This window comes from Nocardioides phosphati (genome assembly GCF_014646375.1).
In the GTDB taxonomy this organism is placed as follows: domain Bacteria; phylum Actinomycetota; class Actinomycetes; order Propionibacteriales; family Nocardioidaceae; genus Nocardioides; species Nocardioides phosphati.
The window spans coordinates 1-12,403 of the sequence record NZ_BMNI01000003.1 but is presented as its reverse complement, the minus strand read 5'-3'; the positions used below and the strand labels follow the sequence as shown (position 1 = coordinate 12,403).

At 72.2% G+C, this 12,403-nt stretch carries 14 protein-coding genes and 3 tRNA genes; 9 read left to right on the top strand and 8 right to left on the bottom strand.

The window, feature by feature from the left end; all coding sequences use genetic code 11:
• Positions 1–15 precede the first annotated feature (15 nt).
• The gene (locus tag IEX47_RS07320; protein WP_229662707.1) at positions 16–846 is read left to right on the top strand and encodes an HAD family hydrolase; all 831 of its coding nucleotides are present in this window, start codon (positions 16–18) and stop codon (positions 844–846) included.
• A gap of 9 nt (positions 847–855) precedes the next feature.
• Here the strand turns inward: IEX47_RS07320 and IEX47_RS07315 are convergent, their stop codons facing one another.
• Entirely contained in the window at positions 856–2,559 is a 1,704-nt protein-coding gene (locus IEX47_RS07315; RefSeq protein ID WP_188783363.1) for a sulfatase-like hydrolase/transferase, read from the bottom strand.
• Between the two features lie 165 nt (positions 2,560–2,724).
• On the opposite strand from IEX47_RS07315, the gene IEX47_RS07310 reads away from it, so the two are divergent.
• Both IEX47_RS07310 and IEX47_RS07305 read left to right on the top strand, forming a co-directional pair.
• On the top strand, positions 2,725–3,519 hold the full coding sequence (locus IEX47_RS07310; protein WP_188783362.1) for an HAD family hydrolase: 795 nt from the start codon (positions 2,725–2,727) through the stop codon (positions 3,517–3,519).
• A 43-nt stretch (positions 3,520–3,562) separates the two neighbouring features.
• Positions 3,563–4,135: a hypothetical protein gene (locus IEX47_RS07305; protein WP_188783361.1), complete on the top strand. Its 573-nt coding sequence runs from the start codon at positions 3,563–3,565 to the stop codon at positions 4,133–4,135.
• Between the two features lies 1 nt (position 4,136).
• Here IEX47_RS07305 and IEX47_RS07300 read toward each other — a convergent pair whose 3' ends face one another.
• The 4 genes from IEX47_RS07300 to mobA form a co-directional block, all read right to left on the bottom strand.
• Positions 4,137–4,667 carry a bacterial proteasome activator family protein gene (locus IEX47_RS07300; protein ID WP_188783360.1) on the bottom strand — a complete coding sequence of 177 codons (531 nt, stop codon included), beginning with the start codon at positions 4,665–4,667 and terminating at the stop codon, positions 4,137–4,139.
• A gap of 31 nt (positions 4,668–4,698) precedes the next feature.
• Positions 4,699–5,667: an NAD(P)H-quinone oxidoreductase gene (locus IEX47_RS07295; protein ID WP_188783359.1), complete on the bottom strand. Its 969-nt coding sequence runs from the start codon at positions 5,665–5,667 to the stop codon at positions 4,699–4,701.
• 23 nt (positions 5,668–5,690) lie between these two features.
• Positions 5,691–6,023 (bottom strand): DUF6457 domain-containing protein, encoded by a 333-nt coding sequence (locus IEX47_RS07290; protein WP_188783358.1) that lies wholly within the window; start codon positions 6,021–6,023, stop codon positions 5,691–5,693.
• Between the two features lie 72 nt (positions 6,024–6,095).
• Positions 6,096–6,653: a molybdenum cofactor guanylyltransferase gene (gene mobA / locus IEX47_RS07285; RefSeq protein WP_188783357.1), complete on the bottom strand. Its 558-nt coding sequence runs from the start codon at positions 6,651–6,653 to the stop codon at positions 6,096–6,098.
• A gap of 25 nt (positions 6,654–6,678) precedes the next feature.
• Between mobA and IEX47_RS07280 the strand changes: the two genes are divergently transcribed.
• Both IEX47_RS07280 and IEX47_RS07275 read left to right on the top strand, forming a co-directional pair.
• The gene (locus IEX47_RS07280; protein WP_188783356.1) at positions 6,679–7,473 is read left to right on the top strand and encodes a carbon-nitrogen hydrolase family protein; all 795 of its coding nucleotides are present in this window, start codon (positions 6,679–6,681) and stop codon (positions 7,471–7,473) included.
• A gap of 10 nt (positions 7,474–7,483) precedes the next feature.
• Entirely contained in the window at positions 7,484–8,506 is a 1,023-nt protein-coding gene (locus tag IEX47_RS07275) for a hypothetical protein (protein ID WP_188783355.1), read from the top strand.
• A 45-nt stretch (positions 8,507–8,551) separates the two neighbouring features.
• Here IEX47_RS07275 and IEX47_RS07270 read toward each other — a convergent pair.
• Positions 8,552–8,639 (bottom strand) — tRNA-Ser (locus tag IEX47_RS07270).
• A 58-nt stretch (positions 8,640–8,697) separates the two neighbouring features.
• On the opposite strand from IEX47_RS07270, the gene IEX47_RS07265 reads away from it, so the two are divergent.
• From IEX47_RS07265 to IEX47_RS18100, 3 genes are all read left to right on the top strand, one after another.
• Entirely contained in the window at positions 8,698–9,141 is a 444-nt protein-coding gene (locus tag IEX47_RS07265) for a hypothetical protein (RefSeq protein WP_229662706.1), read from the top strand.
• A 68-nt stretch (positions 9,142–9,209) separates the two neighbouring features.
• Positions 9,210–9,301, top strand: a tRNA-Ser gene (locus IEX47_RS07260).
• 146 nt (positions 9,302–9,447) lie between these two features.
• Entirely contained in the window at positions 9,448–9,576 is a 129-nt protein-coding gene (locus IEX47_RS18100; RefSeq protein ID WP_268238960.1) for a hypothetical protein, read from the top strand.
• Between the two features lie 7 nt (positions 9,577–9,583).
• Here IEX47_RS18100 and IEX47_RS07255 read toward each other — a convergent pair whose 3' ends face one another.
• Positions 9,584–10,561 (bottom strand): phospholipase D-like domain-containing protein, encoded by a 978-nt coding sequence (locus tag IEX47_RS07255; RefSeq protein WP_188783354.1) that lies wholly within the window; start codon positions 10,559–10,561, stop codon positions 9,584–9,586.
• A gap of 146 nt (positions 10,562–10,707) precedes the next feature.
• Between IEX47_RS07255 and IEX47_RS07250 the strand changes: the two genes are divergently transcribed.
• A tRNA-Arg gene (locus tag IEX47_RS07250) sits at positions 10,708–10,780 on the top strand.
• Between the two features lie 114 nt (positions 10,781–10,894).
• On the opposite strand, the gene IEX47_RS07245 is transcribed toward IEX47_RS07250, so the two are convergent.
• A complete protein-coding gene (locus tag IEX47_RS07245; protein WP_188783353.1) occupies positions 10,895–11,914 on the bottom strand; it encodes an AurF N-oxygenase family protein in 1,020 nt (339 codons plus the stop codon).
• Between the last annotated feature and the right edge of the window lie 489 nt (positions 11,915–12,403).

Below are 12,403 nucleotides of genomic sequence, written 5' to 3'. Positions count from 1 at the left end.
GCTACTGTCGCTGCTGTGGGGGAGAGCTGGCAGCCGCGCCTCGTGGCGCTCGACATCGACGGCACCGTGATCCGCTGGGTCGAGGGCACGGGTCAGGACAACGAGGAGATCGCTCCGGCGGTCCGGGCGGCGGTGCACCGCGTGCTCGATGAGGGCGGCCACGTCGTCCTCGCCTCCGGCCGCTCGATCGACGGGATGACCAGCGTCGTCGACCTGCTCGGCCTCCACCGCGGCGAGCAGGTCTGGGTGGTCGCCTCCAACGGCGGCGTCGTCTTCCGCTACCCGCCCGTCGAGGTGGTCCACGAGGAGCGCTTCGACGCCTCCGAGGCCGTGCGCGCGATCCTCGCCGAGCACCCCACCGCGCTCGTGGCGGTGGAGGAGTACGGCGTGGGCTACCGCGTCTCGCACCACTTCCCGCCCGGTGAGCTCAGCGGCACGCAGATCGTCGCCGACGTCCACGAGCTCGTCGCCGAGCCGGTCACCCGTGTCGTCATCCGCGACCCCGACGCGACGCCCGAGGAGTTCGTCGCGCTCGGCCGCCGCCTCGGCCTCGCCAACACGGAGTACGTCGTGGGCTGGTCCGCGTGGATGGACCTGGCGCCGGTCGGTGTCTCCAAGGCGTCGGGCCTGGCGAAGGTCGCCGACGCCCTCGGCATCGCCGCCGACGAGACGCTCGCGATCGGCGACGGGCGCAATGACCTCGAGATGCTCCGCTGGGCGCACCGCGGGGTCGCGATGGGCCAGGCGGTCGACGAGGTCAAGGCTGCGGCCGACGACGTCACCGCCCCCGTCGAGCAGGACGGGGTCGCGGTCGAGCTCGCGCGCTGGTTCGGGCCTGCTGACTGAGCGGACCGCTCAGCCCAGGCGCTCCTCGCGGCCGTAGTACTCCGCGGTTGCGCGCTCCATGTCCTCCACCAGCGCGGTCGTGGTGGCCGCGTCCGTCCGCAGCGAGTCCGGCAGCGGGATCCGGCAGCCCTCGCCCTTGCAGGTGTGGAAGCGGTCCCAGAGGGTCCGCAGCTCCGCCTTCACCCCGTCGTACGCCGGGTCCTTGGCGACGGAGTCGAGCTCGACCGGGTCGTTGCGGAGGTCGAAGAGCTCCTCCTGGCCGCTGCTGTAGCGGACGTAGAACCAGCCGGCGGTGCGGATGCCGATGGCGGCCGCGGCGCTCTCGCCCTCGAAGCCGGGGACGTCGTGGTCGTTGACGATGTTGGGGAAGTAGGCCTCGTAGCCGAGCGCCTGCGTCCAGCCGCGGTCCTTGCCGATCGCGTCGACGAACGAGTGGCCGTCGGTGCCGCTGAGGTGGGCGCCCGCCCAGTCGAGCACGGAGGCGGAGAGGTTGACGGTGTTGACCGGCATGTCCTCGTTGCTGCCGGCGGGGATGCCGGGGCCGGCGATCAGCAGCGGCACGCGGTACGACGGCTCGAAGCCGATGACCTTGCCGTCCTTCCACCGGTGCTCGCCCTGCATGTAGCCGTTGTCGGAGGTGAAGGCGACGATGGTGTGGTCGAGCTCGCCGGTGAGCTCGAGCTTCCGCAGCACACGCACGAGCTGGTGGTCGAAGGCGTAGAGCGCCTCGGCGCGCTGGCGCGACTCGCCGCGGATGGCGAGGCGGTCGTTGTCGTCGAGCGGCAGCCGGTGGCGGGTGATCCACGCCTTGTCGCGCACGTCGGGCTCGGGCTCGCCGCTCGCGGGCACGCCCAGGCCGCGCGGGATCTCGGCGTCGAAGCGGCCCTTGACCCAGTCGGGGCGGGCCGGCGTGCCGAAGCCGGGCACGTCGTCGGCCTCGATCGGGCCGCCGTGGTGCGGCGCGAGCGAGTTGAGCTGGAGGTACCACGGCTTGTTGCCGGCCTGGAACTCCCCGAGCACGTCGAGGGTCTCGTCGAGCAGGACGTCGGAGCTGTACTCGCCCTCGTGGCCCTCGAGGGTGCCGTTGACGTTGACCGTCTGGTCGAAGTACCGGTAGGTGCCGCCCTCGCGCGGGTCCCAGCTCGGCAGGCCGGTCGAGTCGGGCGTCGCCCGCCACTCGTCCCAGCCCGCGGGCACGAACGTCGAGGGGTTGGCGTACGGGTCGGCCTTGGGCGCCGCGATGCCGTAGCGGTTGAGGTACTTGCCGACGTAGCCGGTGGCGTAGCCGGCCTGCTGCAGGGCGCCGGCGATCGTGTGGCGGTCGTCGAAGGAGCCGTAGCCCCACGGGTCGTCGTGCCACCAGACGTGGTGGTTGTGGGCGTACTCGCCGCTGAGGAACGACGCGCGGTTGGGGCAGCAGAGCGGGGTCGGCGCGAACATGTTGCGGAAGTTGGTGCCGCGGCGGGCGAAGAAGCGCTCGGTGTGCGGCATCCAGCGCAGGTCGTCAGCGCGCATGTCGTCGGTCATCACGAGCAGGATGTTCGGCTTGTCGACGCGGGGGGCGACGGGCTGCCGGACGGGTGCGTGGGCGGCGACGTCGACCTGCGTCGAACGGGTCGGGGCGGCGTGGTCCGGGCGCCCGGCGGCCTGGCTGCAGGCGGCGAGCGCCACGATCGTCGTCGACAGCCCGACGAGCAGACGCGCTCGCGCCATCGGTGCCTCCCCCAAGACTGGTCCTGACTGCGCACGTGCTCGCGCAGACCAGGGAAAACGGTACGGGCTCCGACCGGACTTGTCCGACGAATCGCCGCCCGTGGACGATGGTATCTGCAACTACTCCGCGCCGCCGCTCCTCGCCCGACGCCCTAGGCTCGGACCATGCCGTCCCTCGTCGCGACCGATCTCGACGGCACGCTGCTCCACACCGACGGCACGGTGACGGCGTACACGCGGCAGGTGCTGGCCGAGCTCGACGGGCGCGACGTGCCGGTCGTCTTCGTGACCGGGCGCCCCATCCGCTGGATGGATGCCCTGTGGGAGCACGTCGGCGGCCACGGCCTGGCGATCTGCTCCAACGGCGGGATCGTGTACGACGTGGCGCGGCACGAGGTCCGGACGGCGCTGACGATCGAGCCGGACGTCTGCCTCGAGGTGGGCCGGATCCTGCGGCGCGCGGTGCCGGGCACGACGTTCGCGCTGGAGAAGACGGGGGGCTTCGCGCTCTCGGACGACTTCGTGCCGCGGGCCGAGACGCCGGCCGACATCCCGCGCGGGACGCTGAAGGAGATCGTCGACTCCACGGTCGTGAAGATGCTCGCGCGCCACGACGAGCTGGCGCCCGACGCCTTCTGGCACCTCGTGGAGGAGCACGTCGGGTCGCTCGTGACGACCACCTGGTCCTCGACCGGCGCGCTGGTGGAGATGAGCGCCAAGGGCGTCACGAAGGCGTCGACGCTGGAGCGCCTGGCCGGCTCGCTGGGCGTCGCGCAGGCCGACGTCGTGGCCTTCGGGGACATGCCGAACGACATCGACATGCTGCTGTGGGCGGGCACGTCGTACGCGATGGAGAACGCGCACCCGTCGGTGCGCAGGGTGGCGACCCGGGTGGCGCCGCCCAACGACCAGGACGGTGTCGCGGTGACGCTGGCCGGTCTGTTCGGCCTCGAGCGGTAGTTTGGCCCCGTCCGGCCACCACCGTCGTCGAAGGAGGGCCCTGATGCGGCGCCTTGTCCCGCTCGCCCTCGTGGCGCCCACGCTGGCCCTGGGTGCCGTGCTCGTGGCCGCGCCCGCGCAGGCCGCCTGCGACGCCGGACCGTTGCGCACCGAGCTGAAGTCGTCGAAGCTGGTCGTCATCGGCAAGGTCACCGCGATCGAGAAGCGCGCCCACAGCCAGCGCTACACCGTCACCGTCAAGCGGGTCTACGCCGGCTCGGCGACGGCGACGCTCGAGCTCCAGGGGCCGACGAAGTCGGCCCCGTGCGCGCTGCCGGTGGCGAAGGGCGACGAGTGGCTCTTCCTCAGCGACGGCCGCGCCAAGCCCCCCGTCGTACGCCGTGACGGGGGCAGCACGAAGCTGTCGGCCGAGGCCGCGACCGTCGTCGCCGACGTCCTGGGTTCGGGCAAGCGCCCGTCGAAGGACGCCAACGAGCCGACGCAGGTCGCGCTCGAGAAGGTCGACGCCCCGAAGCCCTACGGCTTCTGGCAGATCGCCCTGCCCGGCGCCGTGCTCGCCGGAGGCGGCCTGCTGGTGCTGATGCTCGCGCGAGCCCTCGGCCGCGCCCGCCACTGACCTAGAGGTACATGCCCGACGTGCCCGGGTGGTCCCCGGTGACGGCGTCGGCCTGCGGTGCGCCGGGCTGGCCGGCGTTGGGGTCGAGGTGGACGCCGGGCGGGAGCGCGCGGCGCATCTGCTCGAGCTGCGCGCGGGCGGCCATCTGCTGGGCGTAGATCGCCGTCTGGATGCCGTGGAAGAGGCCCTCGAGCCAGCCCACGAGCTGGGCCTGCGCGATGCGGAGCTCGGCGTCGGTCGGGGTGCCGCTCTCGAACGGCGCGATCAGCCGGTCGAGCTCCTCGTCGAGCTCGGGGGCGAGGCCGTCCTTGAGCTCCTTGACCGAGGTCTCGAGGATGCCGGCGAGGCGGGTGCGGCTCGGCTCGTCGAGCGGGGCCGACTTCACCTCCTCGAGGAGCTGCCGGATCATGCTGCCGATGCGCATGACCTTCGCGGGCTGCTCGACGAGGTCGGTGATCGGGGCGCCGCTGTCGTCCTGGTCGCTGTCGCCGGTGTCGAGGACGAAGACCTGCTCAGGCTGCTGCTCGCTCATGCCCTTCACCTTAGCCAGCGGACGGAACTGCTCAGAGCGTGAGCAGGATCTTGCCGACGTGGTCGCCGGAGTCGATCAGGCGGTGCGCCTCGGCGGCCTCCTCCAGCGGGAGTACGGCGTGCACGACCGGTGCCACCTGCCCGTCGGCGACGAGCGGCCAGACGTTGTCGACGACGTCGGCACAGATCAGCGCCTTCTCCTCGAGCGGCCGGGCCCGCAGGCTGTTCGCGTGGACGCTGGCGCGCTTGGTGAGCAGCGTGCTGATGTTGAGCTCGCCCTTGATGCCGCCCTGCATGCCGATGATGACGAGGCGACCGCCGGTGTTGAGGGCGCGGACGTTGCCGTCGAGGTACTTCGCGCCCATGTTGTCGAGGATGACGTCGGCGCCGCCGGCCTCCTTGAGGATCGCGGTGAAGTCCTCGGCCTTGTAGTCGATGGTCACGTCGGCGCCGAGCTCGGCGCAGGTCGCGCGCTTCGCCTCGGACCCGGCGGTCGTGAAGACCTGCGCTCCGAGGGCGGAGGCGACCTGGATCGCGTGGGTGCCGATGCCGCCCGCGCCGCCGTGCACGAGGAAGCGGTCGCCCGCCTCGAGCCCGGCGAGCATGAAGACGTTGGACCAGACGGTGCACGCCACCTCGGGCAGGGCCGCCGCGGTCACCAGGTCGACGCCGTCGGGCACCGGCATCAGCTGACCGGCCGGCACCACGACGTGCGACGCGTAGCCGCCGCCGGCGAGCAGCGCGCAGACCTCGTCGCCCACCTGCCAGCCGTCGACCCCTTCGCCGAGCGCCTCGATGGTGCCGCTGCACTCGAGGCCGATGATCTCCGAGGCCCCGGGCGGCGGCGGGTAGAAGCCCATCCGCTGCAGCACGTCGGCCCGGTTGACCGCCGTGGCGGCGACGCGGACGAGCACCTCGCCGGGACCGGGTGCCGGGGTCGGCAGCTCCTGGATCTCGAGGACCTCGGGTCCTCCGGGCTGGGTGGCGACGATGGCACGCATGTCGCCGAGGCTAGCGGGGAGGCTCAGGCGTCCTCGAAGACGTCGGTCGAGTGGTCGACGCCGCGGTCGTCGGGCACCTCGACCTCGACGCCGTCGACCTCGGGGTCGGGGGCACCGGCCGGGCGCTCCCACTGCTCCGCGAGGGCGGTCGCCTTGGCGGCGAGCGCCTCCATCTCGGAGGGGTCCGCGTCGGACGCGCCGGCGGCGTACCCGAGGAGGAAGGTGGTGATGGGGGCCGAGGTGTGTTGCACCTGGTGGGCCGAGACGCGCGCGAGGTCGAGGAGCAGGCCCTCGTCGACCTCCACGTCGACGTCGAGGACGTCGCAGAGCTCATCGATCCAGTCGTGGAGGTTCACGTCTCCCACCTTGCTCCCGCCCGCCGGGACCTGACAAGACCCTCCGGGTGACCACCGGTGGAGGGTGCGGGATCAGGCGAGGTCGTCCCAGGAGTCGATGTCGTGCGCCTCGTCGCCCCGCGCGGGTACGGCGGCCAGGTCGAGCTCGCCCAGCAGTGCCCGCAAGGACATCCCGTACGCCGCCTCCGCATCCGGGCGGGCGGCCCGCAGCGCCTCGACCGAGAAGACGTAGGCGAGCGCGCGGCGGCCGTGGGAGTCGACGAGCACCGCGCCGTCACGCCCCTCGGCGGCGTCACGGAGGCGGTCGACCGTCGACATCGTCACGCGCGGCATGTCCACTGCGAGCACCACGACGTGGCGTGGGGCGCCCGCGAAGGCGTCCAGCCCGGCGAGCACGCCCGCGGCCGGCCCGCCGCGCACGGGCTCCTCACGGGTGAAGGTCACGGGGCGCTCGGTCGGGACCCAGTCGCCGACGACGACCACCTCGGCGGCGTCCGTGACCGCGTCGAGGGCGTACTCCAGCAGGGTCCGCCCCCGCCACTCGATCGAGGCCTTGTCGACGCCGCCCATGCGCACCGCCGTGCCGCCGGCGAGGACGATCGCGCCGAGGCGCAGCACAGGTCGCTCCATGGCGGCAGTCTGGCAGGCTGGGGGAATGGTGGACAGGCTGACGGTGACCGGGCTCCAGTGGCGGGCCTCGCTCGACCCTGCCGAGAACCTCGCCGCACTCGCGTCGTGCCAGGCGCGTGCCGACCTCGTGGTGCTGCCGGAGGCGTTCGCCCGTGACTTCGGCCCGGTCACCGAGCCGCTCGGGCCGCACGCCGAGGACCAGGGCGGCCGGTTCGACGCGGCGGTGAGCGACCTCGCGGCGCGCGCCCGCGGCACCGTCGTGGCGGGGATGTTCGAGACGTCCGGCGACCCCGGGCGGCCGTTCAACACCCTGCTGGTGCGCGGCGCCGCGACGGCGGCGTACCGCAAGATCCACCTCTACGACTCCTTCGGCTACAAGGAGTCCGAACGCCTCACCCCCGGCCCGTGGGAGCCGCTCGTCGTCGACGTGCAGGGCTGGAAGGTCGGCCTGATGACCTGCTACGACCTGCGCTTCCCCGAGCTGGGGCGCGCGCTCGCCGACCGGGGCGCCGAGGTGATCGTGGTGCCCGCCGCCTGGCTGCGGGGGCGCACGCCGGAGGAGCACAGCCGCAAGCTCAACGCCTGGGAGCGGCTGGCCAGTGCCCGTGCCATCGAGAACGTCGCGTACGTCGTCGCGGTGGGCCAGCCCGGGCCCGACGGCTACACCGGCCACTCGATGGTCCTCGACCCGTACGGCGAGCCGGTCGTCGAGGCGGGTGGTCGCGCGGCCGAGATCAGCGCGACGCTCGACCGGGCCGTGCTCGACGAGGCCCGCGCCACGAACCCGTCGCTGGACAACCGCGTCAAGCGCGACCGTTAACCTCGACCCCGTGACGACCCCGACGCCGCTCTACCCGCTCCTCGTCGTCCGCTCGATCCTGGGCCTGCTGGCGGTCGGCGTCCTCCTGCTGGCTGTCGCGGTGGCGCAGGTCGGCCCGGAGTGGCTGGACCGTGCCGGTGGGGTCGCGGTGGCCGCGTCGTACGCCGCGCTGCTGGCGATGCGCACCGGCGGCCGCCCGCTCGTCTTCGGCATCGCCGCCCTCGTCTTCGGCGCGACCGGTGCGCTGGTGGCCGAGCTGGGGCCTGCGTCCGGTGTCGTGCACGACGCCGGCGTCATCCTCACCACGGGCGGCGCGGTCGGCATGGCCGTGCTCACCGCGGTGCTCGCCGTCATGCTCACGACGCCTGCGGTGCGTGCGCTCCGGGCCGCGGGCGAGGTGCTGGTCGCCTTCGCGATCGCGGGCGTGGGCTCGCTCGCCGTCATCGCGTTCCGCCCGCGGCTCGACGTCGACCGCCTCGACTACGCCGCGCTCGCGCTGGCCTTCGGGCTCGGCTTCGTCCTCGTCTTCCGGCTCGGCGCCGGCTGGCACGGCCTCGGCCGCCGCGGCCTGCTGGTCGTCCTCGGCGGCAGTGCGGTGCTCGCCGTCTCCGTCGCGTACGCCGAGCTGCTGCGGCACTACGGCACCCCCCAGCTGGTCGACGCGATCGACAGCTCGGTGCGCTGGACCCGCGACACGATCGGCGCCGTCCCGCGCCCGCTGCAGGTGCTCGTCGGCGTGCCCGCGCTGCTGTGGGGCTGCCACATGCGTGCGCGGCGTCGCCAGGGCTGGTGGGTCTGCGTCTTCGGGTGCGCCGCGACCGGCTCCGTCGCGACCACCCTCGCCAACCCGGGCACCACGTGGCTCGAGGCCGGCCTGATCCCGCTCTACTCGCTCGTGCTGGGCCTGGCCTTCGGCTACCTCGCGATCCGGGTCGACCTGGCGCTGACCGGCCAGCGTGGCTCCCGGGCCCGCGCGGTCGAGCGCGAGCGGGCCGTACGTCCGGAGCCGTCGCGTCTGCAGCCGCTGCTCTGACGCCGGTCGGGCCTGTCGGAACCCGCTGGTCCCGACAGGCCCGAGTGGCAGAGGAGGAGGGATTTGAACCCCCGGTGGGTCTCCCCACGACCGCTTTCAAGGCGGTTCCGATAGGCCGCTCCGGCACTCCTCCATGCCCGCCTGGACGGGCGGCGTCGAGTCTAGCCACCGCGATCGGCGAGAATCCTCCCGTGCCCCAGGACTACCGCCTCGCCCCGCAGTTCGCCGCCCGCCTCCTCGGCCTGACCCTGATGGGGGCCGGCCTGGCGATCGTGGTGGCGACGGTCGTGGCGGTCGGGTTCGCCGCGCAGCCGTGGGTCGTGTCGATCACCGTCGGCCTCGCGCTCGCCCTGATCCTCTTCGTGATCTGGACGCTGCGCTCCGGCACGTGGGTCGTCCGGCTCACCGACGACGGCTACAAGGTCCAGTTCGTCCGTGGCGCCGGCGTGAAGCAGGCCCGGTGGGCGGACGTCGCGGACGCGGTCACGACCGAGGTCGCCGGGTCCCCGTGCGTCGTGCTGCGGCTCAAGAACGGTGGCTCGACGACGATCCCTGTCGAGTTCCTCGCGGCTGACCGTGACGAGTTCGTGCGCGCTGTGCTCGCGCAGCTGAAGCTGCACGGCAAGGCGCGCTGACCGCCGTTCGGGGGTGGGCGATTCCACACGCCGGGGCCGGGTCGGCTAGCCTGTGGCGCGCAACAAATGGAGACGTCGCATAGTCCGGTCGAGTGCGCCTCACTGCTAATGAGGTATGGGGTGAAACCCATCGGGGGTTCAAATCCCCCCGTCTCCGCCACGTGTGAGGGGCGGGCCCGTCGGGTCCGCCCCTCGTGGCATTTCCGGAAGTTTTGCTATCTGGTTGTGCGGCTCCACTGGTCTGGTGCACGATTCCACGAGGGAGCAAGGCCGGCGAGACGCGCCGGCGCACTAGGGAGACACATCATGAAGAGCAGGTTCGTTCGGGTCATCGCAGCCGGCCTCGCCGTGTTCGCGCTCGCCATCGGCACCAGCGCGGTCGGCGACCAGCCGGCCACCCAGGCGCTCCAGGCCGGTGACACCAGCTGGGGCTGATCAGCCCTCAGGAGTCAGTGCCGCGCCGGGCCGCCTCGAGACCCATCCGGTAGCCCAGCTGGAACCGCGTCTGCGCGTCGTAGTCCCGCTTCAGATCTGCGAGGTACGCCGCGTAGGTGCGGTCGCTGACGCCCATGCGCTTCGCGCTGGCTGAGTCGGGGTGGCCCTCGATCAGCATGCGCGTGGCCATCGCGCGCTGCTCCGACGCGATCGCAGACGCGATGTCGGCGGTGGTCTGGGTGAACGGCTTCCCGCGGTCCCAGTTCCGCTCGAAGATGTCGACGAGGTAGGCGACCAGGTTGGTGTCGCGGATGACGACCGCGGTCGTCCGCTCCTTCGCCGACGGGATCAGCGCGACCCGGCGGTCCACCACGATCAGCCGGTTGAAGAACTCGTCGAGCGTGCGCACCTCGGCGCCCTCGGCGGTCACCCGGTCGACGTACTGACGGGTGAAGCGGGCCCGCCGCGCGGCGTGCTGGTAGATCGTGCGGAGCCTGACCCCGCGCTCGAGCGCGGCGAGGTCGCGGGCGGTCGCGGTCTTGAGCGACGCGGCTGACCGCCCGACCTGGGGCTGCGCGGTGAGCACCTCGTCGCGCGCGCCGGTGACGAGCTGCTCGAGGAAGACGTTGAGCTGGTCGCCGTGCAGCTCGGTCATCGGGCCGTCGGTCGTGCGCGGGTAGCGCCGGTAGGCCTGCGTCAGCTCGGTGAAGACCTGTGCCCACGCGCTCGCCTCGCCGATCGCCTCGGTCGCGCGCTGGCTCAGCGGCGTCACGATCGCGCCCTGCGCCATCTGCGGGTCGACGACGTCGTACCGGCCGGCCTCCTCGCGGAGCAGGCCCAGCTTGAGCAGCAGGGCCGTTGCTGCCGGCGCACCGGTGATCAGCGGGTCGTGCGTGGGTACGCCGCCGCGCGCCGCCACCTCCGCGAAGAGCTCGCCGGCCGGCCCCTCGACGAGCTGCAGCTGCTCGCGGTCGATGTTCGACACGGTGCTCCTCCCTGAGCTCGCCTGCGTCGGCCTGTGCTCGCCCGGCCCAACGCTCGCTCGCGATCTTGCCAGAACCAGCCGATTTCGCGGGGCGGGTGAGGGTCCGCTATTCTCTTCCAGTCCTCGCGGTGCGAGCCGCAGGACGGGCGCCTGTAGCTCAACGGATAGAGCATCTGACTACGGATCAGAAGGTTTGGGGTTCGAATCCCTACAGGCGCGCAGGACACGAAGGGCCCGGTCAGCTGACCGGGCCCTTCGGCATTTCGCGGATCGGTGCCTGCCGCACATCCGCAACGGCGGAGGACACCTGCGGACCGCTCGCGGATCCCTGCTCTAGGCGCTGAGGCGGGTCGGCTCGGCGCGGAAGCGCGACGGGCGACCGTCGATGCCGAGCAGGCGCCAGAGGCGCTTCGTCACCGGGCCACGGATGCCGAGCTCGTCGGCGAGCATCCGGACGTCGCCGAACATCCCCCGCAGCAGCCGGCTGGACGGCTCCGAGCTCCACCAGATCTCGCGGGCCACGCTGCGCGGGATCCCCATGTCGCGGCGGGCCTGGCGACTGGGCACCATGATCACGTCGCACAGGACGCGCATGGTGAGCGGGAAGAGGACCGAGAAGGCCGCTCGCTGGACGGGGCCCATCGTCCGCGCCTCGTGCTTGAGCCACTCGTGGGCGAAGCTGATGTGCCGCGCCTCCTCGGCGATGTGGATCTGCATGATCCGGTCGACCATCGGGTGGCTTCCACCGTGACGCATGATCGACTTCTGCAGGTGGTCGATCGGCTCCTCGCCCGCCAGGATGCCCGTGAAGAACAGGGCCGGGAACCAGGCGCCCGCAGACGAGAGCAGCGGGAAGAGGAGCTTGAAGTACGTCGGCGCACCCGCGGCGTCACCGCCCAGGCGGTTCACGCCTTCCTGGAACATCTGGATGTGGTGGGTCTCCTCGGTGACCTCGTGCATGGCGTACCGGAAGGCCGGGTTGCCGTTGCGCGCCCAGACGAGGTGGTTCATGACGCCTGCGATCAGCAGCTGCTCGAACTGCAGGCCGACCTTCGCGATCTGGGCGTAGCGGTAGCGGCCGATCTCGATCTGCCTCTCGAGCGGCAGGCTCTGGTACCACGGGTGGGCGCCGATCTCGTCGACCTCACCGAGCACGAAGCGGGGGTCCTGGGGGTCGACCCGGAACTCGGGCGAGTCCCACGGGATGTCCTTGAACGCCTGGAAGTGCTTGTCCACCGACGCCTCCGACAGGCGCTGCAGCAGGGCGTGGTACTCCGCCGTGGCCGTGTCGACGTCCGCCGACGCGGCTGCAACGCGGGTACGCGACGCCAGGGAAGTGATTGTTGCGTCCATCTCTTGCTCCTCGAGGCGGCGGCCTGGCATAGGCCGCACGGAAAGCCGGCGCGCAGTGTCTGCTACGCGGTGTATCGGTAACGCTAGGTCGCAAGAGACCGTCGGATCCACGATCTGTGAGCGGACGCACGCCCGCTGTGAGCGGGCACACGCCGCCTGACCCGAGAGACGTCGCGCCACCTGGGCCGGGCCCGGGGCGCGACGTCCTCGGGGTGGATCGCCTCGGCGGGGCACCCGTCGAGGCACGCGCGGACCTCGCCGTTCGTCGGCCTTCGAGGTCCCTCAGGACGCGGTGCGCAGCAGCGCGTTGCTGACCAGGAACCGGTCGGCGTCCTCGCGCAGCACCCGCGCGGCGACCCGGTGGGCGGCGACGGTCTCCGGGCATGCCTCCCAGTACGGCGTACGGGGGTCAAGTCCCTAGGCGTGGTGTACGAAACGAATCCTCCGTCGGGCGTGTCGCTAGGCGCTGATGGCGACCTCCTCGGTGAT

Bases quoted from the DNA above. Each gene is read 5' to 3' on its own strand.
- mobA (WP_188783357.1), bottom strand. From the start codon at position 6,653: ATGGAGCGACCTGTGCTGCGCCTCGGCGCGATCGTCCTCGCCGGCGGC.
- IEX47_RS07300 (WP_188783360.1), bottom strand. From the start codon at position 4,667: ATGAGCGAGCAGCAGCCTGAGCAGGTCTTCGTCCTCGACACCGGCGAC.
- IEX47_RS07310 (WP_188783362.1), top strand. From the start codon at position 2,725: ATGCCGTCCCTCGTCGCGACCGATCTCGACGGCACGCTGCTCCACACC.
- IEX47_RS07305 (WP_188783361.1), top strand. From the start codon at position 3,563: ATGCGGCGCCTTGTCCCGCTCGCCCTCGTGGCGCCCACGCTGGCCCTG.
- IEX47_RS07315 (WP_188783363.1), bottom strand. From the start codon at position 2,559: ATGGCGCGAGCGCGTCTGCTCGTCGGGCTGTCGACGACGATCGTGGCG.
- IEX47_RS07245 (WP_188783353.1), bottom strand. From the start codon at position 11,914: ATGGACGCAACAATCACTTCCCTGGCGTCGCGTACCCGCGTTGCAGCC.
- IEX47_RS07295 (WP_188783359.1), bottom strand. From the start codon at position 5,667: ATGCGTGCCATCGTCGCCACCCAGCCCGGAGGACCCGAGGTCCTCGAG.
- IEX47_RS18100 (WP_268238960.1), top strand. From the start codon at position 9,448: ATGAAGAGCAGGTTCGTTCGGGTCATCGCAGCCGGCCTCGCCGTGTTC.
- IEX47_RS07280 (WP_188783356.1), top strand. From the start codon at position 6,679: ATGGTGGACAGGCTGACGGTGACCGGGCTCCAGTGGCGGGCCTCGCTC.